Origin of the sequence: Salinibacter grassmerensis, assembly GCF_947077765.1 — a bacterium.
Lineage (GTDB): Bacteria > Bacteroidota > Rhodothermia > Rhodothermales > Salinibacteraceae > Salinibacter > Salinibacter grassmerensis.
The window spans coordinates 22,384-46,233 of the sequence record NZ_CAMTTF010000005.1; the positions used below are offsets into that span (position 1 = coordinate 22,384).

Annotated in this window: 23 protein-coding genes and 1 tRNA gene; 16 read left to right on the plus strand and 8 right to left on the minus strand. The window is 65.4% G+C overall.

The genetic code is table 11. The features are described 5' to 3' along the window. Nucleotides 1-63: 63 nt before the first annotated feature. The 3 genes from trxB (at nt 64) to ggt (ending at nt 3,965) form a co-directional block, all read left to right on the plus strand. A complete protein-coding gene (gene trxB, locus OJB03_RS11540) occupies nt 64-1,167 on the plus strand; it encodes a thioredoxin-disulfide reductase (protein WP_272507312.1) in 1,104 nt (367 codons plus the stop codon). A gap of 220 nt (nt 1,168-1,387) precedes the next feature. Continuing rightward, complete coding sequence (locus tag OJB03_RS11545) at nt 1,388-1,783, plus strand: LysM peptidoglycan-binding domain-containing protein (protein WP_263787601.1); 396 nt, start codon at nt 1,388-1,390, stop codon at nt 1,781-1,783. Between the two features lie 379 nt (nt 1,784-2,162). Next, entirely contained in the window at nt 2,163-3,965 is a 1,803-nt protein-coding gene (gene ggt, locus OJB03_RS11550; RefSeq protein ID WP_263787603.1) for a gamma-glutamyltransferase, read from the plus strand. 84 nt (nt 3,966-4,049) lie between these two features. Here the strand turns inward: ggt and OJB03_RS11555 are convergent, their stop codons facing one another. The 3 genes from OJB03_RS11555 to OJB03_RS11565 all read right to left on the minus strand — a co-directional run bounded on the left by OJB03_RS11555 (nt 4,050) and on the right by OJB03_RS11565 (nt 7,201). Continuing rightward, nucleotides 4,050-4,394, minus strand: a complete 345-nt coding sequence (locus OJB03_RS11555; RefSeq protein ID WP_263787605.1) for a hypothetical protein — start codon at nt 4,392-4,394, stop codon at nt 4,050-4,052. A 74-nt stretch (nt 4,395-4,468) separates the two neighbouring features. Beyond that, nucleotides 4,469-4,873 carry a hypothetical protein gene (locus tag OJB03_RS11560; protein ID WP_263787607.1) on the minus strand — a complete coding sequence of 135 codons (405 nt, stop codon included), beginning with the start codon at nt 4,871-4,873 and terminating at the stop codon, nt 4,469-4,471. Between the two features lie 81 nt (nt 4,874-4,954). After that, a complete protein-coding gene (locus OJB03_RS11565) occupies nt 4,955-7,201 on the minus strand; it encodes a GWxTD domain-containing protein (protein ID WP_263787609.1) in 2,247 nt (748 codons plus the stop codon). Nucleotides 7,202-7,451: 250 nt separating this feature from the next. Here OJB03_RS11565 and OJB03_RS11570 point away from each other — a divergent pair, with 250 nt between their 5' ends. Further along, nucleotides 7,452-8,171 (plus strand): CDP-alcohol phosphatidyltransferase family protein, encoded by a 720-nt coding sequence (locus tag OJB03_RS11570; protein WP_263787947.1) that lies wholly within the window; start codon nt 7,452-7,454, stop codon nt 8,169-8,171. Nucleotides 8,172-8,229: 58 nt separating this feature from the next. Beyond that, the gene (locus OJB03_RS11575; RefSeq protein WP_263787611.1) at nt 8,230-10,014 is read left to right on the plus strand and encodes an alkaline phosphatase family protein; all 1,785 of its coding nucleotides are present in this window, start codon (nt 8,230-8,232) and stop codon (nt 10,012-10,014) included. Between the two features lie 7 nt (nt 10,015-10,021). Here the strand turns inward: OJB03_RS11575 and OJB03_RS11580 are convergent, their stop codons facing one another. Further along, a complete protein-coding gene (locus tag OJB03_RS11580) occupies nt 10,022-11,095 on the minus strand; it encodes a glycosyltransferase family 4 protein (protein WP_263787613.1) in 1,074 nt (357 codons plus the stop codon). Nucleotides 11,096-11,211: 116 nt separating this feature from the next. Here OJB03_RS11580 and OJB03_RS11585 point away from each other — a divergent pair, with 116 nt between their 5' ends. Further along, a complete protein-coding gene (locus OJB03_RS11585; RefSeq protein WP_263787614.1) occupies nt 11,212-11,985 on the plus strand; it encodes a YebC/PmpR family DNA-binding transcriptional regulator in 774 nt (257 codons plus the stop codon). Nucleotides 11,986-12,041: 56 nt separating this feature from the next. Next, entirely contained in the window at nt 12,042-12,581 is a 540-nt protein-coding gene (gene ruvC / locus OJB03_RS11590; protein WP_263787615.1) for a crossover junction endodeoxyribonuclease RuvC, read from the plus strand. Nucleotides 12,582-12,631: 50 nt separating this feature from the next. Here the strand turns inward: ruvC and OJB03_RS11595 are convergent, their stop codons facing one another. After that, nucleotides 12,632-12,907, minus strand: coding sequence for a DUF4290 domain-containing protein (locus OJB03_RS11595; protein WP_263787617.1), 276 nt, complete (start codon nt 12,905-12,907; stop codon nt 12,632-12,634). Between the two features lie 273 nt (nt 12,908-13,180). Between OJB03_RS11595 and OJB03_RS11600 the strand changes: the two genes are divergently transcribed. The 5 genes from OJB03_RS11600 (at nt 13,181) to OJB03_RS11620 (ending at nt 18,379) form a co-directional block, all read left to right on the plus strand. Then, on the plus strand, nt 13,181-13,465 hold the full coding sequence (locus tag OJB03_RS11600) for a hypothetical protein (protein WP_263787619.1): 285 nt from the start codon (nt 13,181-13,183) through the stop codon (nt 13,463-13,465). Between the two features lie 174 nt (nt 13,466-13,639). Next, nucleotides 13,640-14,590, plus strand: a complete 951-nt coding sequence (locus tag OJB03_RS11605) for an ABC transporter ATP-binding protein (protein WP_263787621.1) — start codon at nt 13,640-13,642, stop codon at nt 14,588-14,590. 54 nt (nt 14,591-14,644) lie between these two features. Beyond that, entirely contained in the window at nt 14,645-15,946 is a 1,302-nt protein-coding gene (locus OJB03_RS11610; RefSeq protein WP_263787623.1) for an ABC transporter permease, read from the plus strand. Nucleotides 15,947-16,156: 210 nt separating this feature from the next. Further along, nucleotides 16,157-17,539, plus strand: a complete 1,383-nt coding sequence (gene tig, locus OJB03_RS11615; protein WP_263787625.1) for a trigger factor — start codon at nt 16,157-16,159, stop codon at nt 17,537-17,539. A 105-nt stretch (nt 17,540-17,644) separates the two neighbouring features. Beyond that, entirely contained in the window at nt 17,645-18,379 is a 735-nt protein-coding gene (locus OJB03_RS11620) for an ATP-dependent Clp protease proteolytic subunit (RefSeq protein ID WP_272507315.1), read from the plus strand. Between the two features lie 166 nt (nt 18,380-18,545). On the opposite strand, the gene OJB03_RS11625 is transcribed toward OJB03_RS11620, so the two are convergent. Beyond that, a tRNA-Glu gene (locus tag OJB03_RS11625) sits at nt 18,546-18,618 on the minus strand. A gap of 312 nt (nt 18,619-18,930) precedes the next feature. Between OJB03_RS11625 and OJB03_RS11630 the strand changes: the two genes are divergently transcribed. Then, nucleotides 18,931-19,962 (plus strand): peptidylprolyl isomerase, encoded by a 1,032-nt coding sequence (locus tag OJB03_RS11630; protein ID WP_263787626.1) that lies wholly within the window; start codon nt 18,931-18,933, stop codon nt 19,960-19,962. 51 nt (nt 19,963-20,013) lie between these two features. Here the strand turns inward: OJB03_RS11630 and OJB03_RS11635 are convergent, their stop codons facing one another. Continuing rightward, the gene (locus tag OJB03_RS11635; RefSeq protein WP_263787628.1) at nt 20,014-20,457 is read right to left on the minus strand and encodes a GNAT family N-acetyltransferase; all 444 of its coding nucleotides are present in this window, start codon (nt 20,455-20,457) and stop codon (nt 20,014-20,016) included. Between the two features lie 116 nt (nt 20,458-20,573). Here OJB03_RS11635 and OJB03_RS11640 point away from each other — a divergent pair, with 116 nt between their 5' ends. The 3 genes from OJB03_RS11640 (at nt 20,574) to OJB03_RS11650 (ending at nt 22,800) form a co-directional block, all read left to right on the plus strand. Next, nucleotides 20,574-21,230: an HD domain-containing protein gene (locus OJB03_RS11640; protein ID WP_263787631.1), complete on the plus strand. Its 657-nt coding sequence runs from the start codon at nt 20,574-20,576 to the stop codon at nt 21,228-21,230. Between the two features lie 149 nt (nt 21,231-21,379). After that, nucleotides 21,380-21,955: a DUF2480 family protein gene (locus OJB03_RS11645; RefSeq protein ID WP_263787633.1), complete on the plus strand. Its 576-nt coding sequence runs from the start codon at nt 21,380-21,382 to the stop codon at nt 21,953-21,955. 80 nt (nt 21,956-22,035) lie between these two features. Beyond that, entirely contained in the window at nt 22,036-22,800 is a 765-nt protein-coding gene (locus OJB03_RS11650; protein WP_263787636.1) for an SDR family NAD(P)-dependent oxidoreductase, read from the plus strand. An 83-nt stretch (nt 22,801-22,883) separates the two neighbouring features. Here OJB03_RS11650 and OJB03_RS11655 read toward each other — a convergent pair whose 3' ends face one another. Then, nucleotides 22,884-23,675 (minus strand): alpha/beta fold hydrolase, encoded by a 792-nt coding sequence (locus OJB03_RS11655; RefSeq protein WP_263787638.1) that lies wholly within the window; start codon nt 23,673-23,675, stop codon nt 22,884-22,886. Between the last annotated feature and the right edge of the window lie 175 nt (nt 23,676-23,850).

A 23,850-nucleotide genomic window follows, 5' to 3' on the forward strand; every position in this document is an offset into this window, starting at 1 on the left:
TCGAATGGCAGGCGGCACGCGCCGAACCGACTCTCCCCGGCGTCCCCCGGGATTTCTCGGCGCGTGCCTGCACCATTCGCCCGCTTAGCTTCGACACTCAGCAACACCCTTATGCACCAGAACGGAGCCCTCTCAAACGGACATCAGCATCCGGACCTTGCGGCCTTCGAGGACGTCGACTTTTCGGAGGCGGAGACGCGGGACGTAGTCGTGATTGGAACCGGTCCGGCTGGCTGGACGGCGGCCCTCTACACGGCGCGGGCCGACCTGAACCCACTCATCTTCATGGGCCCGGAGCCGGGCGGCCAGCTCACCACGACGACCGACGTGGAGAACTACCCGGGCTTCCCCGAGGGACTCATGGGCCCGGAGATGATGGACCGCTTTCAAGACCAGGCCGAACGGTTTGGCACCGAATCCCGCTACGGAACCGTCACGCACGTTGATTTTCGGGAGCGTCCGTTCCGGCTCCTGATCGACGGAGAGACCCCAGTGTACGCCCAGACCGCCATTCTCTCGACCGGTGCATCGGCCCGGTACTTGGGGCTGGAGAACGAGCAGCGCCTCATCGGGAAGGGCGTGAGCGCCTGCGCGACCTGCGACGGCTCGTTCTTCCGCGGAGAGACGGTGGCCGTGGTCGGCGGTGGCGACAGCGCAATGGAGGAGTCCACCTTCCTCACCAAGTTTGCGGAGAAGGTATACGTCCTCCACCGCCGCGACGAGCTGCGGGCCTCGGAGATCATGCAGCAGCGGGCCTTCGACAACGACAAGATCGAGTTCGTCTGGAATACGGAGGTTGTCGATGTGCTCGGCGAAAACGCGGTCGAGGGCATTGAGGTGATCAACAACGAGACCGGCGAAATGCGCGTCATGGACGACGTGACCGGCTTCTTCCTCGCCATTGGCCACACGCCCAATACCGGGCCGTTCAACGGCTGGGTGGAGATGAACGAAAACGGATACATCCAGACCGAGGGCGCGTCCACTTACACGAATGTGCCGGGCGTCTTTGCCTGTGGCGACGCGCAGGATAACACGTATCGGCAGGCCGTGACGGCCGCCGGGACCGGCTGCAAGGCCGCCATCGACGCCGAGCGGTGGCTCAGCGAGCACGGCGCGGCTGAGGCCCAGCGCCCTGACGCCGAGCGGCAGCCCGTGGAAGCGTAACGTGTCCCCTTGTTGCGTACCGATGTCCGCCCGCTCGCTTCTTTTTCTTCTCGGGGGCCTCGCCCTCGGCACTAGCCTTGTTTCCGCCTGTACGCCGGGGTCTTCCCACTCTTCCCCGGCGGACACGACGGCAACAGCGGCCCCCCATGGTGCACCGGGGGACTCGTCCGCACGACAGCCGGCGGCGCCCTCCGCCCCCACCGACGCAGGGCCCCGATCGGTGTCGCAACGACTGGCGGACGCGGGTGTGGCGGCCCGTGCCAAGCAGGCTCTCGTCCGGCACCGAACCCTTCGGCGTTTCGACTTCTCCCCGTCGGTCGTGCGAGGCCGCCTCACCCTGCGCGGCGACGTCGACACCCGCGAGCAGTACCGCGAAGCGGAGCGCGTGGTCACGGCCCTGAGTGCCGTTCGCGCGGTCACGAATGAGGTGACCATTGACGGCCGCCCGGCACCCGACACCGATCCATCTTCTTCCGGCAGGGCCTACCACACTGTTCAGCGTGGAGATACACTCTCCGAAATCGCCCGCCGGTACGGGGTGTCGGTGCAACAGCTCCGCAGGCTCAACAGCGGGACCTCCTCTCTACAGCCCGGCGAGCGCATTCGTGTGCGGTAGTTCGACATCTACCTCCACGACTCCCTTTGTCTCTCCCGCACCGAAGAGGGCTCGCGGTCACGTTGCCACACGCACGCAAGACGCGGTCCGCTGGCGAGTCTCGTGCCTGCGTACTGAGCAGTGACGGCCATCTAGGCGCCGGGCAGCCATGGACGCATTGAGCGGCGCCCGGCGCGAGCACACCCCGACCGCCCAGGCTCCTCTCTTGTCCTCCAAACGGGCTTGTCCCCACGGAGAACTCCGGGGCGGTCCTCCATCGGAGCGTCAACGGAATGCGTCCGGCATCGGGGTCCCAAAAACGGTGGGCTCCGTTTTCGCTTTGTGCTCCAGTTCCTATGTTACGGGTCCACCAACCTACCGCAACTGCGTTTTTCGCCTCATGCGCCGCTCCTCACTGCTTCCTCTCTTGCTCTGTGCTCTTCTCCTCGCTGCTCCGTCGGCGCTCGCCCAGAACGGCGACGGCGGCGGCGATCGCCTCACGGGACCGGACTTTGCCCGCAGTCCGGTGACGGCCCAGCACGGCATGGCGGCCACCAGCCAGCCCCTCGCCTCGCAAATTGCCATCGACGTGCTCAAAGAAGGGGGCAGCGCGGTCGACGCGGCCATTGCCGCCAACGCCGCCCTCGGCCTCATGGAGCCCACCGGCAACGGGCTCGGGGGCGACCTCTTCGCCATCGTGCACGACCCGGAGACGGACTCGACGTACGGCCTCAACGCCAGCGGCCGGTCCCCACGGGGCCTCTCCTACGAGGACCTGCAGCGGGAGCTGGGGGAGCGTGACCAGATTCCGCTGCTCGGGCACCTTCCGGTGAGCGTGCCCGGCACTGCCAGTGGATGGGGCAAGCTGCACGAGCGGTTCGGGGAGCTGCCCCTCCGTGAGGACTTGGCGCCCGCCATCGAGTACGCCCGGGACGGCTTTCCGCTCTCACAAGTGATCGCCTACTACTGGCAGGGCAACGTGGAGAGCTTCCGCGAGAACAGCGACCTGATCCCGACGGACAACTGGAGGGAGACCTACCTCATTGAGGGCGAGGACGGAGAGATGCGGGCGCCGGAAGAGGGGGAGATCTTCCGCAACCCAGACCTTGCGGGCACCCTGGAGACAATCGCCGAGAACGGCACCGACGCCTTCTACGAGGGGGAGATCGCCCGGACCATCGCCGACTATGCCGAGCGCACCGGGGGCTACCTGCGGATGGAGGACCTCCGAGAGCACGAGGCCAACTGGGTGGATCCGGTCTCGGTCGACTACCGGGGCGTCGAGGTCTTCGAACTGCCCCCCAACGGCCAGGGCATCGCCGCGCTGCAGATGCTCCAGATCTTGAAGGGCTACGACGTGGCGGACATGGGCCACAACTCCACCGACTACCTCCATGTGCAGGCCGAGGCCAAGAAGCTCGCCTTTGAGGATCGTGCCCGCTTCTATGCCGATCCGGACTTCGCCGACGTGCCGGTGCAAGAGCTCATTTCGGAGGAGTACGGCGCCCGGCGACGCCAGCTGATCGAGATGGACCAGGTGCTGTCCGCGCCGGACGCCGGAAGTCCCCGTGCGGTGGCCACGTCGGATCTAGACCCGACCATGCAGAAGCGTCTCAACAGCGGGGACACGATCTACCTGACCGTCGCAGACTCGAGTGGCATGATGGTCTCACTCATCCAGAGCAACTATGCCGGGATGGGCAGCGGCCTCGTCCCCGACGGCCTCGGATTCATGCTGCAGGACCGCGGCGCCCTCTTCACGATGGAGAAGGGCCACCCCAACGTCTACAAGCCGGGCAAGCGCCCCTTCCACACCATCATTCCTGCCTTCGCCACGAAGGACGGCGAGCCGTTCTTGAGCTTCGGCGTCATGGGCGGCGGGATGCAGCCCCAGGGGCACGTGCAGGTGCTTAGCAACATCGTCGACTTTGGACTCAACGTGCAGGCGGCCAGCGACGCGGCGCGCTACCGGCACTACGGCAGCAGCTCGCCCACCGGCGAGGCCATGGAAGGGCGGGGCACGCTCCGCGTGGAGAGCGGCGTGTCGGAGGATGTGGTGGGCGCCCTCCGGGGTCGGGGACACAGCATGGACGTGGGTGCGGGCGGATACGGGGGCTATCAGGCCATCCGTTGGGACCCGGAGGAGGAGGTCTACTGGGGCGGCACGGAGATGCGAAAAGACGGGTATGTGATCGGATACTGACCACACGGGGCTCTGTGAAGGGCGCGGGCGTGCTCTGCGCCTTGCCTTCTCAGGTTCCCTTCCCAGTGTGGGGACACCCATCGGTCAAGGGACGGGGCCTTCCTCGGTCGAAGACTGGGGGGGCTCGGAAACGCTCTCCGCGGCTTCCAGCCGGCGGAGAAGTTGCCAGCGTGCCCCGGACCCAATCACCAGGAGCACCACGACCACCGTGTACGAGACGGTGGTCAGCTCCTCCACGTCTTCCTGCGGCAGTGCAGGCGGGCGCACCGTCAGCAGCCACTCGGCCAGCACATTTCCCTCCACCACCAACAGCGTCCCAAGAGCCAGAAGAAGCACGACGCGAAGGAGAAGTCCCCACCACAGGTAGCCGCGCAAGACGGGCGCGGCATGCTTCGTATCGTGAACGCGGCCGAGGAGCCGATCGAGCATAGATGGGTACAGCGTTCGCCATAAACGGTGGGGCTTGTGGTCGCAGACGCCTCGACGCATAGACGTGTGTACGCCTAGTCCGCGGAGACGTTGACCTCCATCTCGCGCGGATCCGTCGCGATTCGCTCAGCCACCCCTACGGCGTCAGCGTGAGGGCCTGTGTGCGCCGTCACGCGGAGCGTCTCTCCGTCGACCTCAGCGTGCCACTGCTCCGCGTCCTCGTCGGCGGCCCCCTCGTCCTTGAGAAGAATTGCGTTCCCGTCGACTTCGAGAACCGGGTGGGACGCAACGTACGGTTCGGGGCCTGAATCGTGCTTCACGACGTCCCAGGTATTGGGCGTGGCGACGTAGTAGGTCGGCACGGCCGGCTCCGCCCCGTCCCAGCGGCGCACCCGCCAAAAGCCCGCCCAGTCGGGATGTGCGTCGGTGGGCGCAGAGCCATCCGGGGCGGAATCGGACTCGTCGGGACCTGGGGGCATTGTGGAGAGTGGGATGGTGAACGGGAAAATACACTTCCCGTACGGATCTCCAGAAGTGACAGATTCCCATGTTCTCGTCGGTCACTGTGGGGCCGATGTCCCGCGGGGTTGGAGCACAAACTCGACGTCCCGCGAGACGGTCGTCCCCGTGACCTCGTCGGTCACGCGGACGGTGACCCGCACGTCCTGCGGCTCATCTCGCTCGATCTCAGAAAGGTCGAGCAGAATCGCCTCCTCGGTGCGACGGTCAGTGCCCGCCATCGTCATTTCGGTGCTGGTGCGCTGCGTGTCGGTGCCCCGGAAGATCTCCGTCCAGCCGCGCTTCGTCTCCCCGCTTGCCTCGTAGGCGATCGAATACCGCGTTCGGTCGTCGGCGCCGTAGGCAAGGTGATACAGCTCGAAGGAAAGGAGGAGGGGCGTGTCCCCTGTGAGGGCGCGGAACGGATACGGCGTGGCCTGCTCGGTGGGACGGATGAGGGATTGGGCGCTCGTGTCGGGCAGCGTGAGCACCTTCACGTCACTCATCTCGACCGCCGGGCCTTCGGCGCGGAGCGGCTCGAGCGAGTCGGCGCGGGCGGTGGCCACCCGCCGCTTCGGCCCCAGCCGCTTCCCCTCGGACGCCGATTCGGACGCCCACAACTGGTACTGTCCCCACTGCAGGCCGAGGTGGTACCGGTCCGTGGCCCCCTCCAGGGTGAGGGGCGACGGCACAATCATCCGTGAGTCCGTACCCGGCTGCACCTCCACCGGATACCGACGGCGTGTCCGCTGCGACAGCCGGTGCTCATCGTCGTACTGTGCCGCCGAGACAGCGATCAGGGACGACGAGAGCGAGTTGGCCTCGCCCAATTGCAGCCGAGCGGCCGGCACGCCCCAGTAGACCTCCGTGCGGGTGGTGCCATCCGGGTCGAGGAACCGCGCCGTCCGCACCGACACCGGAAGTCGCGCCGTCTCGTCGAGGAGGGTGGTGTGCTGACGAGGCATCGCGTCCTCACGCCGCTCTACTGCCTCCCGGTCTTCACGCTCGGCCCGCCTCACCATGCGGGAGACGAACCGGGTCGGATAGTCGTAGCCGACCGACGGGTTCGAGAAGACGCGCCGGGTCTGCCCGACGCCCGCTCCCACTTTCGTCGACCGCTGGCCAGCCGAACCGGATGCACTGCCGCCGGAACGCTCGGCCGCTCTCGCGGCCGTCGCCTGCATCTCCTGCCAGCTTGCGTAGTTGGCGATCTTCGAGTACCGCGTGCTGAAGTTGATGTGGAACAGGGCCAGCTCCCGGTAGATGGCCCGCATGGCCATGAGGGCGGAATAGGCAATGTTGAGCCCCCGCTCCGTATCCGCGCGCTGCCGAGTCAGGTACCCCGGCATGAGCTCATTGGCTTTCGCCTGCCGGAAGCACTCCGACGTGTTGTCTTCGGCAAACAGGTAGAAGCCAGACTCGTCGATGTGGGTGTACAGCCAGATTTCGCTCTTCGGGAAGCTGGACGGAGGGACGTTCACCCCGAAGCGGTAGACCTCTTGAAAGAACTCCCCGTCCTCGTAGTTGAGGGCGCGCTGCTTGTAAGGGCTCCCAAACCGGAGGTGCACGAGCCCTCGGTCATCGAGCGCGCTGGCCCGCTCGGCACACGCAAAGTTCTTGCGCACCCGCACGAGCCGGGTGAGGTGCTCCTCTAAGCGCTCGTTCGCGTCGGTGGCTGGAAGGGGATCGAGTCCGCGCCACCACTCCACGAGGGCTGCCCCGGCCTCGGGCGCGAAGGTCCACTCTGCGGGAGCCGTGGAGCGATCTTGCTGGATGACACGGGCCAGTGCAGAGTCGGCCATGAGGGGGGCCAACTGCGCCACTCGGCGGCGGGAGAGCGACCGCATGGCCTCCGATGTATCGGTGCCAACCCGACCAAGGAGGGACCGGTAGATGTCGACCGCGTAAGGTCGCTCGCCCCGAAGTTGCCCCGGCGTAAGCCCGCGGAGATACGCGTCGGCGAGGCGGGCGTCGAACTGCCCGCTGTCCCAGAGCGTCCGGAGCCCTACACGCCGCGTCGATTGTGCCTTCTCCGCCTGGTCGGCCTGCTCGTAGGCTTTGCCCAACCAGTAGGCGGCCGCACCGTGGACGGGAGAGACGAGCGCGGAATCGGTGTCCAGCGCCGAACGCAGTAGGGAGACGGCCTCCTCGTGCCGCCCCTCGCGGAGCAGCTCAACCCCCGTTTCGACCTGGGACGTCCCGGACGGGCCCTGAATCTCTGGGATGTCGAGCTGGGCCCGTGCGGGGAGAGAAGCAGCGCACGAGTACAGAAGCATTCCCCCAAGTAGCCCAAATACAAAGCGTGTCACGCGGATGAACGTGGGACCCGAAGGTCGGTGTCGGAGGGAGTGGGGCGAATTGCGCATGACACTGTATGTACTGCGCCGCGCTAAACAGACGGCTTGCGTCCACATGCTACAGGGATTAAGTAAGATGTTCACTGAACCTTTGTCGTTCCCATTATTCGCGTCGCCCACTCTCAGCCGTTACAATTGTGTAGAGGAAGAATCCGTCGAGGGCGGGCGGCGTGTGTTGTTTTCCGATACAACGTTTCCATTGGTGTTCACTCTCGTGTCGCCCTTCACCACGCGCCTCCGGTCTACGACGCGCATTGAGCGCTGGTCACTCGTCAACGCCGTTGCCGTGCTCCTTGCGGCCGTGGGCGCCGTGTGGCTTCGCGCCCTCGCTCCAGTTCTAATCGCGGGCGTGGCGATGCTCGGGGGGCTTGCCAGCATCGAACGGGATCGTTGGACCCCCCGTGGCACATTCGGCGTGGCCAACGGCGTGACTGCGCTTCGGGTAGGCCTGCTGGGCCTGCTCGCCCCCGCGGCGTCCGTCGGCCCGTGGCCCTTCGTCGCGCTGAGTCTTCTCTTTCTAGGCCTCGACGGCCTCGACGGGTGGCTGGCCCGTCGGTATCACCTCTCGTCGTCGTTTGGGGCGTTCTTCGATAAAGAAACCGACGCCCTTTTTCTGCTTCTGCTCTGTGGCCTCGCGGCGTTCCAGGGGATTCTCCCACTCTGGATTTTGGGCGCTGGACTGCTGCGCTACGGGTTCGTGGTGGTTCTCTTTCTCCTTCCGACTCCGCAAAAGACCGAATCTCGATCGTCAATCGCCCGGTACGTGTTCGGGAGCATGGTCGGGGCGCTCCTCGCGTCGTTTCTTTTGCCCCCGAGCCTGTCGCGTCCGCTCGTGGCTGTGGCCACGGCGGCCTTGCTCGTGTCGTTTGGGCAGTCGCTCTGGGGGATCGTTGCTCCGCAGTGGGTGTTGAGGGAATCGTAATCGGAGAAGTGAGACGCGCCGATTCGGGTTCGTCGTTCTCCTCCGGAAGGACCGCACCATGGCAACTCGCTGGCACACGTCGATCTCCGCCCCCGGCCAGGCCTGGGTCTCATTCGTCGGGGCGTGGGGGCTTCTGACGCTGCTCCCCTTCCTTCCGTCCCTCGCGACGCCACGCCCCCGAAGTCCGTATTTTCCCCTCTGCGTGGAGGTGCTGGTACTCGGGACGGCGGTCGTTTACACCCACCGGACACGATGGGCCCGCACCGCTCGCCTCGGAGCGGGCCTTGGCCTCGGGCTCCTGCTGGTGTACCAGGTGTACGACGCGACGGCCTACGTCGCCACACGCCGTAGCGGCATCTTCTACGAGGACCTGCAGTACGTCGACAACCTGATCTACTTCGTGTTCGACCTCTGGTCGTGGCGCGTGGGCGTCTTCGCCCTCCTGGTGGTCGTCGGAATTGGGGGACTTGTGTGGCTCGTGGCGTGGGGCCTCCGGACGGTGGGCCGGACGGCGCAGTATGGAGGCTGCCGGGCGGTCCTGCTAGCCACGCACCTCGCGGCCTGGCCCCTCGTCGCCGTGGTGGGGCCGGCCCTGGAGCTCGGCCCCGTGAACATGACGTACCAGTCGTCGGGCGAGCGGACCCGGGTGCGCACGACGACCACCCGCGCCGTCGCCAATGCCCAGGCCTCGCTGCGCCTCCGAACGATGCTCGACTCGATGCAGACAGCCCCGGTCGATTCGGCCTATGCGGATTACGACACCCTTGCCCTCGACCGGCGCCCCCCAGTCTATCTTCTCATGGTGGAGTCGTACGGGTCGGCCCTCAACACGCATCCGTCGCTTCGTGCTCCATACCGGGCCCTCATGCGACGTACCGACTCGGTCTTCGCCGCGGACGGCTGGCACCGGGCCACCGCCCGGAGCGACATTCCCGTACGGGGCGGGCGGTCGTGGCTTTCCATCGCTTCTCTTCTGACCGGCACACGGGTGGGCCACCAGTTGCTCTTCAACCAATTCCAGACTGCCTCGGACGATTCGACCCGTACGGTGCCCCATCTCGTCCGCTTCTTCAACGGGCAGGGCTACCGCACCGTGGCCCTCCAGCCCTTCACCTTCGAGCGCCCCGGGCTCCCGGTCCGCAACCTCTACGACTTCGACGTTCCCACCTACCGGGACGACCTTAATTACCGGGGCCCTTCCTACAGCCTGGCGGATGCCCCCGACCAGTACAGTCTTCACCACACGCACGAGACGCACCTAGCCCCCTCCAACGACCCATTCTTCCTCTTCTTTGAAACTGTCGATTCGCACTCGCTCTGGAACTACGGCCTGCCGCCCTACCTCGACGACTGGACCCAGTTTAACGAGCACACGGAGGCCGACCGCTCGCCCCACCCCAATTCGGAGTCCTTTCCCCCGGTCTTTCTGCCGGACTCCATCACCGATCCCACCATTTACGACCAGCCCACGCCGTTGCGCTACCTCCGCCACGTGGCCCACGAGATGCGCGTCCTTCGCGAATACCTGATCGAGAAGGCCCCGCCCGGCAGCCTCGTGCTTCTGCTCGGCGACCACCAGCCGCCCCTGATTGACTCGGCGGACCGCACGGTTCCCCTTCACGTGCTGAGCACCGACTCGACGCTGGTCGCGCACGCCCGTCACCATGGCTTTACGAAGGGCCTCCTTCCTGCGCCCGAAAGCTCAACGTTTCGCCAGGAGAGCCTGTACTCGTTCCTCGTCCGCCTGCTGGCCGCCCACGACCGGGGGGCTGTGCCGACGGACACGACCGCCCTCCCGCCGCTGCAGCCGCGGGGGGTGCCGCCGTCCCTGCTGGTGCAGTAGCCATGCCTCAGGGGGCCGCCCCCGCGGCCCGCGCCCGCAGGGTTGCGAGGGCCTCCCGAAACCGGGCCGCCGCCTCGGTCCACGTCGGAAAGTCGCGACTTCGACGCCACGCCGCCCGTCCCCTCTGCGCCCGGGCCATTGGGTCGGCGAGGAGCGATCGCAGCGCGGCCCGAAGCGATCGCGGGCCGTCCGTCGACACAAGACAGCCCACCGTCTCGTCCCCGGCGTTTTCCGCCATGCCCCCCACGCGATACCCGGCCACCGGCAGGCCACGGGCCATCGCCTCGCGGGTCGACAGGCTGCACGTTTCGAAGCGGGACGGGAGCACGAACAGGTCCGCCCGGTCGTACCATGTGCGGAGCGCTTCGGGCGCGATCGGTCCGGTCCAGGTGACGCGGTCGGTCAGCCCCGCCGCCCGGAGCCGCCGGAAGAGGCCCACGGCGTACGCCGGATCGAGCGAGGCGTCCCCGACCAGCGTCCACGTCCACGGCCGGTCTCGGAGGGCGTAGAGCACGTCCACGAACGACTGAAGGCCTTTTTCGGGGAGCAGGTTGGCCACCGTGAGCATCTGCGGCCCGTCGCACCCAAGCCGATCGGGCAGCGCCCCGCGGTACCGTTCATCAAGGCCCGGACGGACGACCTGGACCCGCTCCGCGGACGGCCCTTCGTCTACGAGCGCCTGCTTCACATACCGACTCGTCGCCACGGCCCCATCCACCACGCCCAGGGTGGCCCGCTCCTCCGCAACGCCGCCCGTGTCCGGCGCATGGGGGTCGATGCAGCGCAAGTAGTGTACGAGTAGAATCATGGGGGTCTCCGCAGTGTGCTCCTGGACGGCCCGCAGCGCATCCGGGTGGCGCGCCAGAAGACTGTCCACCACGACGAGCTCTGCGTCCGGCAGGTTCAGGTCCGGGGCCGGACGTGTGTCCGGCGCCCACGTCTTTGCTCGGACCGTTGTCTCGGGACGCAGCCCCGCCACCATCCGCCGGTTGAACACGTTGCCGCCGGTCTGCAGGTCGTGGATGTCGGGGACCAGGAAGACGATCGGTTTGTCCTCCGGTTCGTTCGTCACGGGACTCATAGCAGTAGGAACTCGCATTGGGGGATTGTGGGCGCGGACAACTCCCGTCGTTGCTCTCCGTTAAGGGAGCACATAAGCACGACACGTTCGTTCTTCTCATCTGCACTTTTTCCTCCATGGCCGGACACACGCGCAAGTGGGCAAAGGTCAAGCGCAAGAAGAAAAAGGACGACCGGCGCAAGTCGAAGGTGTGGGCGCGGCTATCGCAGGAGATTGAGAAGGCCGCCCGGGAAGGAGGGGGCGACCCGGACACGAACGTCGCCCTCTCACAGGCCCTGGAGCGGGCCCGCGAGGAAGACATGGCGAAGGACACGATTGAGCGAGCCATCAAGCGGGGCACGGGAGACCTAGAGGAAGAGGGCCGCGAGAAGGTGACCTATGAGGGCTACGCTCCCCACGGTGTGGCCGTCTTCGTGGAGGGGGAGACGGAGAACATCAATCGTACCGTGAAGGACCTCCGCAACCTGTTCTCCGACCACGGCGGCAACCTCGGCAAGGACGGCTCCGTCGCGTACCTGTTCGGGCAAAAAGGGCGATTCGAAATCCCCACCGACGCCACGGACGAGATGACGCTCTTCGAGGTCGCCGTGGAGGCCGGTGCGGAGGAGGTCGACGAGACCGACGAAACGTACGTCGTTACCACCGACCGGGATGCCTTCGCCGACGTGGGCGAGGCCCTCGACGAGGCCGGAATTCCCATGGACGCGAACGACCTCGTGCGCGCCCCGACCACGACCGTCGCCCTGGCCCCCGACGAGCGCGACGCGGTAAGGGGGCTGATCGAAAAGATCAACGACCTCCGGGACGTGGAAGCCGTCTACACCACTCTGGAGATCGACGGCGCCCCGCTGGCGCTCGGCGTCGACGTGGACTCCCCCGCTGGACATTGACCCCGATGCGGGCCATCTTGGGGGTCCGCCTTTCTCCTGCTCCATCTTGCAGACCGATGATTATTCTCGGCGTTGACCCCGGCTCCCGCGCCACCGGCTACGGCCTCGTTGACCAGTCCGGCGGCGGTGAGCACCTCGTGGCCGCCGACACGATCCGTCTCGGGAGCACCGACGATCATCCCTCCCGCCTGAAGCACATTTACGACGCGCTCGTCGATGTCATCGACGCGCACGGCCCCGACGAGTTTGCGGTGGAGATGCCGGTGTACGGCCAAAACCCCCAGTCCATGCTGAAGCTGGGGCGGGCCCAGGCCGCCGCGATGATGGCGGCCCTCAACCGCGACCTGCCCGTGGCTCAGTACACGCCGAAGGAGGTAAAAAAGTCCGTGACAGGCAACGGCAATGCCTCGAAGAAGCAGGTCGGGTTTATGATCGAGTCGATCCTCTCCGCCGAGGCGGAGACCTTTACCCACGACACCTCCGATGCCCTCGCCATTGCGTTGTGCCATGGCAACCGCGACGCGCACGACGACGGCGACTCCTACACCGGATGGGCCAGCTTCGTCGACGCCAACCCCGACCGCGTGTCGGAATGATGGCGTAGGCGATGGGGGACGCCTCCCTTCCCTCCCACCCCGCGAATGCCCTAGCGGTACCCTTTTTCTTTGTCCCGCACCCGAACCGCCCGTTCTACCTCGTCGGTGTCGAGTTGACCGCCGCTCAACTCGTGGGCGAGCTCGGCAATCCGCTCTACCTTCTTGGGGGCCTGCCGCCACTCTGGATGGGCCTGGTCGATGAGGCTGATGAGGATGCGAACATACGGGTATCGATCCTCCCGCGAGTCCAGCTCGGCGATCGACTGTGCGAAAAGCTCAGCGTTTCGGCCCACCTGTCGGTCGACCATCGTAGAATCATAGCGCATAATGGAGAGCCGTCAAACCAAAGCCATTGAGGATTCCTCCTCCCATTCTTACTTCCGATAGTGTCGTTCTCTACCCGGGATGAAGGGACTGCCACCAACGTGCCCCCCGGCCGAGAGTTGCCTCTGCCATCGGTCCGCTTCTCTCGGCGTCCGGACTCACCCCGATGGTTTCACTTCTTTAACAGACGGCAGAATGTGCACCAAGGGGGCCGGGCGAACTTGGCCTCACACGTTTCGTACGTGGTACTGGTATCTTCCAGGCCCCGCAGTACCATGAGCAACCGCTCCGACGAGTCCTCCACCCCATATCAGCTTGATCGCCTCCAGGAGGTGCCCGCCTTTCACCGGGACGCCCGCCGGGACGGCCGATTGTCCGAGGGACAACTGGTCTACTACGGCCCCCAGCCCTCGTACTACGGCATCGGCGAAGTGAAGCGCATCAACGGTTCCGACATCGCTGTGGATTTCCGCGGCACCGGGCTCTTCAACGTCCACGAGGAGATTATTGAGCAGCGCTACCTCATCGGCATCCCCCCGGACAAGATGGCGGAGCTGTAGCCTCTCTTTTGGGCCCTGGGAATCAAGGAGTCGTCCGCTAAGCGGTTCGTCGTCCCGCTCAACACGTCTTTCTCCCGTCCGGCACATCGTCGCTCTCGGCGGTTTCTTTTGCTCCCCGCACCCTCTTTCTTTGTGGGGAGCTTGTGTCCCGGCGTCTCCCAACCTTGCCTCTCCATGGCACACCTAGAGGTATCTCGCGTGACGAAGCGCTACGGCAATACCGTAGCGGTCGACGACGTGTCGTTCTCGGCCGAGCCCGGCCGCATCCTTGGCCTTCTCGGCCCCAACGGGGCCGGCAAGACCTCAACGATTCGGATGATCACCTACATCGCCGTGCCGGACGCCGGTGCGGTCCGCTACGACGGGCGCACCGTCGGGACCTGGAGCCAGCGGCGGATGGGCTACCTGCCCGAAGAGTCGGGGCTCTACAAGCGCCTCGGCGTCAAGGAGCAGCTCGTCTATCTCGGCACCCTGAAGGGGCTCTCCAAAGACACGGCCGCCGACCGGGCCGACTACTGGCTCGACCGCTTCGACGCCACCGACTGGGCCGACATGACGACCGAGGAGCTGTCGAAGGGCATGCAGCAGAAAATCCAGTTCATCGCTACGCTTTTGCATGACCCGTCGCTTCTCATCTTCGACGAGCCCTTCAGTGGCCTCGACCCCATCAACGCCGACCTTCTGCGCGACATCATCCTGGAGCTGCGCCGCGACGACCGCACGATCCTGTTTGCCTCCCATCGCATGGAACAGGTCGAGCAGCTCTGTGACGACATCTGCCTGATGGCCGAGGGAGACGTGGTGCTCCAGGGCCCGCTCCGCGACGTCAAGGCACAGTTTGGACAGAACACGCTCGTCCTCGAGTTCGACGGCGATGATGCCTTCATCGACGAGCTCGTGGCGGCCGGGCAGGTGCGCGTCAACACCCGCAGTGCCCACCGTGCTGAGCTCACCCTGGCCGACGGCGCCGACGCCCGTCAGGTACTCGACCGTGCGCTCGACCGCACCGACGAGCTTTACCGCTACGAACGCGTGGCCCCACCGCTGAATGAGATTTTCGTCGAGGTGGTGGGCGAGGCCGAGGCTCAGCGCATGCGGGAGGAAGCGGCCGCGGGTGCCGCCTGACCGCCTCCGTACCGAGCCGTCTCGAGTTCCTCAAATTCAGCCCACGGTCCTCGAATGTCGTTCCACAAGATCTGGCTCATTCTTCGCAGTGAGTTCTGGCGTCGCGTCCGGTCGAAGGCGTTCGTGCTCGCCACGCTCCTGGTGCCATTCGGGGCCATTCTGTTGTTCGCGGCGCCCGCCCTGTTTGGGTACCTCGCCGACCAGACCGACGAGCAAACGGTCGCCGTCGTGGACGAGACTGGCCAGCTTGCCGACTCGCTCATGGCCGCAAGCGGAGAGAGCCTCACCTTTCGCTCCGTCGATGCCCCGACGGACTCGGTGCGAAGCGCCGTGCGGCGCGGCCAGTACGACGGGTACCTGCGGCTGCCCGCGTCGCTGCTAGAGGGCACGGGGGAGGCCACTTACTACTCAGTGGAGGGCGGGGGGCTCACCCTTCGGTCGGACCTCGACACGCGGGTCAATCGGGTGGTGCGGCGGCAGCGTCTCGCGACGGCCGGCGCCTCTGCGGACGTGCTGTCCATCGTGGACTCGGACGTGGGGCTCGCCACACGCAAGCTGAGCGAGGACGAGGGCACTACGGACGACTCCACCCTCGCCTACACCGCCATCGGCTACGTGATGGCGTTCATCATCTATTTTGCCGTCTTCATCTACGGCCAGTACGTGATGCAAGGGGTCATTGAGGAAAAGAGCAGCCGGGTCGTCGAGGTCATCGTCTCGTCGGTTCGTCCATTCGAGCTGCTGATGGGCAAGGTGCTCGGCATCGGGGCCATGGGCCTGACCCAGATGGTGACGTGGGCCGCGCTTGCAACGGGCGGCATGGCGGCGATTGGGCCCGTGCTGGCACTCTTTTTTGCCCCGTCCGACCTAGGCGTCTCTCCGGGGGCCTCCCCGGACGCGATGCGGGAGGCGGCCGGAATTTCAGTCCCCACAATCCCCCTCGATCTCGTCGTCTGGTTTATCCTGTTCTTCGTCGGCGGCTTCCTCCTGTACGCCTCCCTCTTTGCCGCCGTGGGCTCGGCCGTCGAGCAACAGCAGGACGCGCAGAACCTCCTGCTGCCGGTCATGACACCGCTCATCCTGCCGGTTCTCTTTCTCGTCTTTGTCATCGAGAGCCCGAACGCAACGGTGTCGATCGTCACGTCGATCATCCCGTTTTTCTCCCCTATTCTCATGGTGCTGCGCCTCGCCATCACCTCCGTCCCGCTGTGGGAGGTCGCCACGGCGTTCGTCCTGCTGGTGGGCACCTTCGTCGGGATGATTTGGGTCGCTGGGCGCATCTACCGGGTCGGCATTCTCTCCTACGGCAAGACCCCGAGCCTGCGCGAGATCGCGCAGTGGGCCATGTACCGGTAGCCGAACGGCCCCACTGGCTTTTCATCCGGGATTTGTGGGGTTTTCGGCTTCCAGACTCTGATTAAGGGCGCTCACGGCGATCTTTCTGCTGGCCCGTGCATTTCAAAGGTGTTCCCTTACAGGAACAAACGCCCGCTCTCCGGCACATCCACGGAGCGCCGGGCGACCCGTCCTTGCTCTCGCCCTCTCAGCGCACCTCCTTTGCCGCTTATGGACACCACACTCTCGAAGGCTTCTCCGGTCGAGTACGAATTGGACCTCCACGCTACGGCCGATGACCTGGAACCGAAGCTCAAGGAGGCCCTGGACGCCCAGCGCAAGAACATGGACGTGCAGGGGTTCCGCAAGGGGAAGGTGCCCCTCGGACTCGTCAAGAAAATGCACGGCGAGGCGATTGGCTACCGTGTGGCCGAGCAGTTTGTCCAGGAGGCCTTCGAAGAGGAGGTTGAGGAGACCGACGAGATCGAGCCGCTCGGCCAGCCGACGCTGGTGGACCTCAACTACGAGCTCGACGCAGACCTGCAGGCCACCCTTCGGTTCGGCGTCCGGCCCGAGGTGGAGCTGGAGGACTTCTCGTCGGTCGAGATCACAATGCTCGACCCCGAGATTACCGAGGAGGATGTGGAGGACGAAATCGAGCGTCTCCAGAAGGAGGAGGCCGACCTGCTGCCGCTGGAAGAAGAGGCCGCTGAAGACACCGACTACGTGAACGTCGACCTTCAGCGCATCGACCCGGACACGGATACCCCCATCATCGGGGACAAGGACGAAGACCTCACCTTCTTCCTCGATGACGACCGCCTCAAGGAGGAACTCCGCCAGGCCCTCGTGGGACGAAAGGCAGGGGATACATTTCGCGTAGAGTTGCCGCAGGAGCACCCGGCCCACGAGCACGGAGGCCCTGGGCATCAGCACGAGCACGACGGAGACGGCGAAGACCGCCTCTACGAAGTGACGGTCAACGACGTGAAGCGTCGCGACCTACCGCCACTGGACGCGGAGTTTGTGCGCCGCGTTACCGAGGGGGAGTTCGACGACCTGGATGCCTTCCGCGACGACATCCGCGAACGCCTGCAGGAGGCCTGGGACGAGCGGGCCCGTGAGATGGCGCAGGGCGAGGTGATCGACAAGATGCTGGAGCTTCACCCTGTCCCCGTTCCCGAATCGGTCATCGAGGGCTACCTCGACTCGTTCGTCAAGCAGGTGGAAGAGGAGAACGACGGCGAGCTGCCCGAGGACTTTGACGAGGAGCACTTTCGCCAGCGCAACCGCCGCGACGCCGAGGACCAGGGCCGCTGGATGCTCATCCGGGACCAGATTGTGGAGGAGGAGGATCTGGAGGTTTCCAACGAGGAGATCCAGGCGTTCTTCGCTGAACAGTCCGGGGGCGAAGAGCAGGTAACTGCCCAGCAGATCGAGCAGTTCTACCAGACCATGCCGCAGATGATGGAAAAGGTGGAGCAGCAGATTCTTAGTGACAAGGTGTACGACTTTCTGTTCGACCGCCTCGACGTGCAGTCCAAGAGCCGCGAGGAGTTCGAAGACGAGATGCAGCAACAGCAGCAACCGCAGGGGCAGCGCATGGCGCCGTAGCCGTACTTTTCCCTTCCCGTAACGCCCGCGGAGGGGAACCACCGCCCCGAAATTTGGGTTCGATACAGTCCGTTTTTGAGTTCTTTAGGAACGTCTACCGACCCTATGGTTGATGACTTTGTCAAGTTCAGTAGAGGCCTGACGTCTCTTCCCAGCGGCATCTACGATGGGGACCTGAGCGACCAGCCCATGTCGGGGCTCGTGCCCATGGTCGTAGAGCAGACGACGCGGGGCGAGCGTGCCTACGACATCTTCAGTCGCCTGCTGAAGGAGCGAATCGTCTTCATCGGCACGCCGATCAACGATCAGATTGCTAACCTGACGGTCGCGCAGCTCCTCTATCTGGCGAGCGAGAGCTCTGAGCAGCCCATTAACATCTACATCAACTCGCCGGGCGGGGTCATCTACAGCGGCCTCGGCGTCTACGACACGATGCAGTACATCGGTGCTCCGGTGTCGACCATCTGCGTGGGCCTGGCGGCCTCGATGGGATCGGTGCTGCTCGCAGCCGGCGAGGACGGAGAGCGCGCGTGCCTCCCCAACTCCCGCGTCATGATCCACCAGCCGATGGGCGGGGCCGAAGGTCAGGCCTCCGACATTGAGATCCAGGCACAGGAGATCATGTGGCTCAAGGAGCGCCTCTACGAGATCCTGGCCCTCCACACCGGTCAAGACATCGATCAGATCGAGGCAGACGCCGACCGAAACTACTGGATGAGCGCAGAGGAGGCCGAGGAGTACGGCCTCGTGGACAACGTTCTGAACCCTGACAACCTGAACGGCCTGAAGTCCATCCAGCCCAACGGCGAGACAGCGGACGATTCTGAGGACGACGCGTAGTCGCCCTCCTCTTTCTGCCCTGAGCATCATGGCGACGGTCCCAACTGGGGGCGTCGCCCTTTTTATTTCTATCGGGCCCCGCGGCGGAGGCTACCACAACAAAAAAGAGGCGCTGGCCTGGGGGGAGGGAGGAGGAAGGCCAGCGCCTCAAAAAGGCGTCGTGACGTACCGCGTACGGGATTCGAACCCGTGCTACCGGCGTGAGAGGCCGGCGTCCTAGACCCCTAGACGAACGCGGCAGGTCGTGTCTATAAATGCACACAAACGTACCTTAGGGCTCGCTCCAGGTTTCGCGTTCATGGAAATTCAACCCCGGTTAGGGACCTCTTCTCCGCGTCTGCCCCCCTAACGCGCCGCCTGTCCTGCATGCGTCAGGCCGTGCTTTTGCCCGGCGTTTCGAGAAACATGTCCGTGCGGGGGGACGTGCATCCACCGGTCGCTGGATACCCCCCACTCCAAGCACCCATTCCTCAGCATGCTCCGGCGTCCCCCTGCTCGTTAGCCAGCACTGCTCTTCTCTTCGCACTCACCCGACCGACTGCACTGTGATCATGCGCCTCCCGACCCCCTCACGCCTTCTGCCGGCCGTTGCGCTTCCCGCCCTCCTTCTTTTATTGGCTGGGTGCGGGGGGGAGAGCGGAACCAGTTCCGAGACCGCGGACGTGCCCTACCAGATGGGCACTCCCGTTTCCGACTCCACTGTGGCCCTCGTCGTATCGTCCGAGTATGGCGCCGACACCCTCTCGGCCCAGCGCTACCAGCAGCAGGTGCGGATGTCGATGAAACGCCAGGCTCCCGGTCAGCAGTCCGAGGATCAGATGCAGGAGACGCACCGCCAGCTCATTCGCGGCTTCGCGCGTCAGCACGCCCTCCGGGGAGAAGCCAAGGCCCAGGATGTTGAGGCCGACCCCGCGCAGGTGAACGCACGCCTCGAGAAGCTCAAGCAACGGTACGGAAGTGAGGAGCAGTTTCAGAAACAACTGGCCCGCAATAACATGACGGTCGACTCGGTCCGGAGCCTGCTGGCCGATCGGTTTCGTCAACAGCAGTTGCAGCGGCAGATGGCCGAGAACTATGAGGAGCCGTCCTCCGACGACGTCACGGCGTACAGCGAGAAGAACCGGCGCATCCGGGCCCAGCACATTCTGATTAAGGCAGGCGAGAATGCCCCTGAGTCGGAGGTCGACTCGGCCCGACAGGCCACGGCGGCCCTCGTGGACAGTGCCCAGATGGACAATGTCGACTTTGCCGAGCTGGCCCGGCGTCACAGCCAAGGCCCGTCCGCTCAGAAAGGCGGCGACCTTGGTTTCTTTACCCGAGACCGGATGGTCGATGAGTTTGCCGAGGCGGCCTACGCCCTCTCCGACTCCGGCGATGTCGCCCCCGAACCAGTGCGCACGCGGTTTGGGTTCCACGTCATCCGCCTAACCAACGCCGGGCAACCAATGGATACGACCAAAGCGCGAAAGCAAATGACGAAGGAGCGCCGGCAGCAGGCCGTCGAGGACCAGATTAATGCGCTGTTGAAGGACGTGACCGTGCGGACCAACACGGATGTCGTCAGCGCCGGGCTGCGCGAGTAAGGGGCTCGCCCGACTGCAGGGGCTAAGGTGCAGGTCTGGACACGCGGTCGTTCACTCCCTACGGATCATCTCAACGTGGGGAATGCCAACCTCCTCAAAGGTCCGGCCCGTCGATTCGAAGCCCAGGTCCTCGTACCAGTCCTGTAGATGCGCCTGGGCATGAACGAGGAACGCGTCAAAGCCGGCGCGGCGGGCATCGTCGAGGACCGTCCGGACGAGCCTCGTGCCGTGCCCCTGCCCGCGGTGGCCACGCAGAACGGCGAAACGCTCAAGCTTGGCGACGATCTCCTCGTCGTACGCCACCGTACGCCACCGCGCCGTGGCGACGGCCTCCCCTTCGACCCACCCCAGCACGTGCCGGCTCGTCGCGTCGTGCCCGTCCCACTCTTCATCGGGGGGACACTCCTGTTCTTCCACAAACACCTGCGTACGAATAGCGCGGGCCTTCTCCCAGTCCGCGTCGCGCTGTACAGGGGTCACGTTCATCGAGGCCATCGGACACCGGTCATTTCGCAAGAGACATTCTGCAGAAGACACGCACGCTGCGGGCAGATGCTCCGCGCTGCCTACGTGCCTTCGCCTTGATCTCTCCTACACGCCTGCACAGCATCATGCCTTCTTCCACCGACGCCTGGGGCCTCTGGGAAGACCGCTTCACGACCTTTCTCGACGCCCAGGCCTCCGACGCCGACGCGGCCCACGACCGTGCTCACGTTGAGCGTGTCGTGACGACGGCCCGTCGCCTGGCCCAGGACGAGACGGCCCAGATGGACGTCGTCGTGCCCGCCGCCTGGCTGCACGACTGCGTGGTCCTGCCGAAGGATGCCCCCGACCGTGCCGAAGCCGCCCGGCGCGCGGCGGACGCGGCCCGCGACTTTCTCGCGGACGAGGGGTATCCCGAACAGTGGATCCCCGACATCGAGCACGCCGTCGCCGCCCACAGCTACTCGGGCGACACCGAGCCCGAAACTGTCGAGGCGAAGGTTGTCCAGGACGCCGACCGGCTCGATGCCCTCGGGGCCATCGGCATCGCACGCTGCTTCACCGTGGGCGGGGCGCTGGACCGGTCGCTCTACAACCCCGACGACCCGTTCTGTGACGACCGCGATCCCGACGACGACACGTATACGCTCGACCACTTCTACGCCAAACTGCTACGCCTTCCCGAGACGATGCAAACCGAGGCGGGACACACCGAGGCCAAACGGCGTGCAGCGTACATGCGGTCGTACCTGAACCGGCTCGACGACGAGATCAGTGCGGCCTGAACCGATGCATTCTCTCGACACTGTGCATTTCTACTCGGTCGGGCTGTCTTGCATCCATCCCCGAACGGCGCTGAAGAAACTCCCCCCTTGCTGCGTCGATTCCAGAGCACGGATCGGATACATACATCTTCTAATCTCCCTTTTTCCTTATGGAATCGATTGAGAATCGCGTTGCCCAGGGCGAAATCGAGGTCTACAACCTGGCCGACCTCTGGGACGATCGACCCGTCACGGAGCTCGACATCAGCACGTTTCTCGTGGAGGGACTGATGTTGAAAGAGAAGGAGTTCCGGTCGGAGGTCGACGCACACGACTGGTCTCAGTACGCGGGCGAGCATGTCGCCCTGTACTGCTCGACGGACGCCATCGTGCCAACCTGGGGGTACATGCTGATCGCGTCGGAGCTTCGCGACATCGCGCAGTCCACCACCTTCGGCCGGGCCGACGACCTCCGGCGCGAATACTACGTGGCGGCGCTTGACGCGGAAGACTGGTCGGCCTACGAAGACAAGCCGGTCGTCATTAAGGGCTGTGGGGACGACGTGGTGCCGGAGATGGCCTATGTCCATGCCACACAGAAGATGCAGGGCGTGGCCCGCAAGCTGATGTACGGAGAGCCCTGCTCGTCCGTCCCCCTCTGGCGCCGGCCCCAAAAAGACGAGCCCAAGCCCGACGCCGAAGCCGTGGGCGTGAAGAAGCCGGACCTTCCCACCCCAAACGCGTAGACCATTGCCCCCTTCCCAAGGCCTCAGTCGCCCCACCCGAGGCATCCTCATTACCGCCTCGCCCGGACAACACACCCATCATGGACCTTGACCTGTCGAGCCAGACCATTCTCGTAACGGGGGCGAGCCGAGGCATCGGTCGGGCCACCGCCGAGGCCCTCGCCGAGACCGGGGCCACCGTGGCCGTCCACTACGGCCGGAGCGAAGACGCCGCAGCGGAGGTCGTAGAGGCCTGTGGTCGCGGCGCCCGCGCCTTCCAGGCCGACCTGTCGGCGCTGGAGGCGACGGACGCTCTGATCGAGCGCGTAGTCGATGCCTACGGGCAGCTCGACGCCCTGGTGCTCAACGCCGGCGTGGCCATTCCCACGCCTCTGGACGACGACACCCAGTCTTGGAGCAGCGCGTGGGCCAAAACGATGAACGTCAATCTCCGGGCCCCCGAACTGCTGTGTCGGCACGCCCTCAACCACTTCCGGTCCCGCTCGCCCTCCGACGGCCGCATCATCAGCGTGGCCTCGCGGGCGGCCTTCCGGGGCGATACGCCCGATTACATGACGTACGCGGCCTCAAAGGCCGGTCTGGTTGCGCTCACGCGTTCCATCGCCCGCGAATTTGGGGAGGACGAGATCAAGGCCTTCACGCTCGCGCCCGGCTTCACACGCACCGACATGGCACAGGACTTCATCGACGAGTACGGGGAGGCCCATGCCACGAGCGACCTTGCGCTCAACGAACTCACTGAGCCCGCGGACGTGGCCTCGGTCGTCGTTTTTCTCGCCAGCGGACACGCGGACCACGCCACCGGCACCACCATCGACGTCAACGCCGGCAGCTACGTCCACTAACCGACGCATCCGCCCTTCTCTCCCTTCGTCGTCGGTCTCGCTGGAAGTCTTCGTCGACACTCAGCCGGGACCTGCGGAGGCGACTACGCCTCTCCAATTCGCTTTAGAAAGCCGTCCACGACCGCGTTGAACGCCTCCGGGCGCTCGACCGGCAGTGCATGCCGGGCATCGCGCACGACAGCAAGCTCGGCCCGCGGCATCCGTGCCTTCATCTTCCTCTTTTTCGCCACTGGGGTATAGTCCTCATCCGAGGACACAAGTAGCGTGGGCACATCGATGCGGTGGAGGCGATCCGCAACGCTCCACCGCATGATCGCATCCATGGACCAGAGATAGGCCTGTTTGTCGTTTCCGGCCCAGCGCTCGACGAGCGTGCGGCGAAGCGCCTCCTGGCCCGGTTTCACGAACAGCTGGCGGGCGAGCAACTGCCCAACGCGCCGCATGCCGAGCGCCTGTACCGCCAGCCGACGCGAGACATAGAACCACACGTCACGCCACGAGTGGAGCCGCATGTCGGCGACACTGTTGACCACGACAAGGCCACGAAGAAGTCGTGGGGCACCGGCGGCTAGTTCGAGGGCAACCATGCCTCCCATGGACAGGCCCACCACGTGTGCAGGCCCCTCCGCATGCTTGCGCAGAAGCACGGCGACCTCCCTCGCAAACTGGGCGATGGAATACGGCCCCTCGCCCCGCCCAGAACGCCCATGGCCCCGCAGGTCGACCCGGAGAACACGGTAGCGATCGGCGAAGTCGTCGACCTGTGCGGCCCAGTCGCGACCGCTCGACCCCAGACCGTGCACGAACAGGAGAGGGGCTCCCCGTCCCCGATCGGTGTAGTAAAGACGTGTGCCGTCGGCGGTGTAGTGGGGCATACGAAGTGCGGAACGTCTGCAGGAGACCAAGCAGACGAAGCCTCTGGAACGAGGTTCGTTTCGTCTGGGGGCCCTCGGCGGGCCCACCGCCTCGACGCACCTTGCGTTCCGATTCCGGCACCGCTGGACAGGGGAAGCCTCAGGCACGTTCCGCCATGCATGTAGCGTGTGTCCG

Excerpts from the sequence above, each read along its gene's own strand:
- ggt (WP_263787603.1), top strand. The coding sequence starts at position 2,163 with ATGCGCCGCTCCTCACTGCTTCCTCTCTTGCTCTGTGCTCTTCTCCTC.
- OJB03_RS11555 (WP_263787605.1), bottom strand. The coding sequence starts at position 4,394 with ATGCTCGATCGGCTCCTCGGCCGCGTTCACGATACGAAGCATGCCGCG.
- OJB03_RS11560 (WP_263787607.1), bottom strand. The coding sequence starts at position 4,873 with ATGCCCCCAGGTCCCGACGAGTCCGATTCCGCCCCGGATGGCTCTGCG.
- OJB03_RS11575 (WP_263787611.1), top strand. The coding sequence starts at position 8,230 with ATGGCAACTCGCTGGCACACGTCGATCTCCGCCCCCGGCCAGGCCTGG.
- OJB03_RS11580 (WP_263787613.1), bottom strand. The coding sequence starts at position 11,095 with ATGAGTCCCGTGACGAACGAACCGGAGGACAAACCGATCGTCTTCCTG.
- OJB03_RS11585 (WP_263787614.1), top strand. The coding sequence starts at position 11,212 with ATGGCCGGACACACGCGCAAGTGGGCAAAGGTCAAGCGCAAGAAGAAA.
- ruvC (WP_263787615.1), top strand. The coding sequence starts at position 12,042 with ATGATTATTCTCGGCGTTGACCCCGGCTCCCGCGCCACCGGCTACGGC.
- OJB03_RS11595 (WP_263787617.1), bottom strand. The coding sequence starts at position 12,907 with ATGCGCTATGATTCTACGATGGTCGACCGACAGGTGGGCCGAAACGCT.
- OJB03_RS11600 (WP_263787619.1), top strand. The coding sequence starts at position 13,181 with ATGAGCAACCGCTCCGACGAGTCCTCCACCCCATATCAGCTTGATCGC.
- OJB03_RS11605 (WP_263787621.1), top strand. The coding sequence starts at position 13,640 with ATGGCACACCTAGAGGTATCTCGCGTGACGAAGCGCTACGGCAATACC.
- OJB03_RS11610 (WP_263787623.1), top strand. The coding sequence starts at position 14,645 with ATGTCGTTCCACAAGATCTGGCTCATTCTTCGCAGTGAGTTCTGGCGT.
- tig (WP_263787625.1), top strand. The coding sequence starts at position 16,157 with ATGGACACCACACTCTCGAAGGCTTCTCCGGTCGAGTACGAATTGGAC.
- OJB03_RS11620 (WP_272507315.1), top strand. The coding sequence starts at position 17,645 with ATGGTTGATGACTTTGTCAAGTTCAGTAGAGGCCTGACGTCTCTTCCC.
- OJB03_RS11630 (WP_263787626.1), top strand. The coding sequence starts at position 18,931 with ATGCGCCTCCCGACCCCCTCACGCCTTCTGCCGGCCGTTGCGCTTCCC.
- OJB03_RS11635 (WP_263787628.1), bottom strand. The coding sequence starts at position 20,457 with ATGGCCTCGATGAACGTGACCCCTGTACAGCGCGACGCGGACTGGGAG.
- OJB03_RS11640 (WP_263787631.1), top strand. The coding sequence starts at position 20,574 with ATGCCTTCTTCCACCGACGCCTGGGGCCTCTGGGAAGACCGCTTCACG.
- OJB03_RS11645 (WP_263787633.1), top strand. The coding sequence starts at position 21,380 with ATGGAATCGATTGAGAATCGCGTTGCCCAGGGCGAAATCGAGGTCTAC.
- OJB03_RS11650 (WP_263787636.1), top strand. The coding sequence starts at position 22,036 with ATGGACCTTGACCTGTCGAGCCAGACCATTCTCGTAACGGGGGCGAGC.
- OJB03_RS11655 (WP_263787638.1), bottom strand. The coding sequence starts at position 23,675 with ATGCCCCACTACACCGCCGACGGCACACGTCTTTACTACACCGATCGG.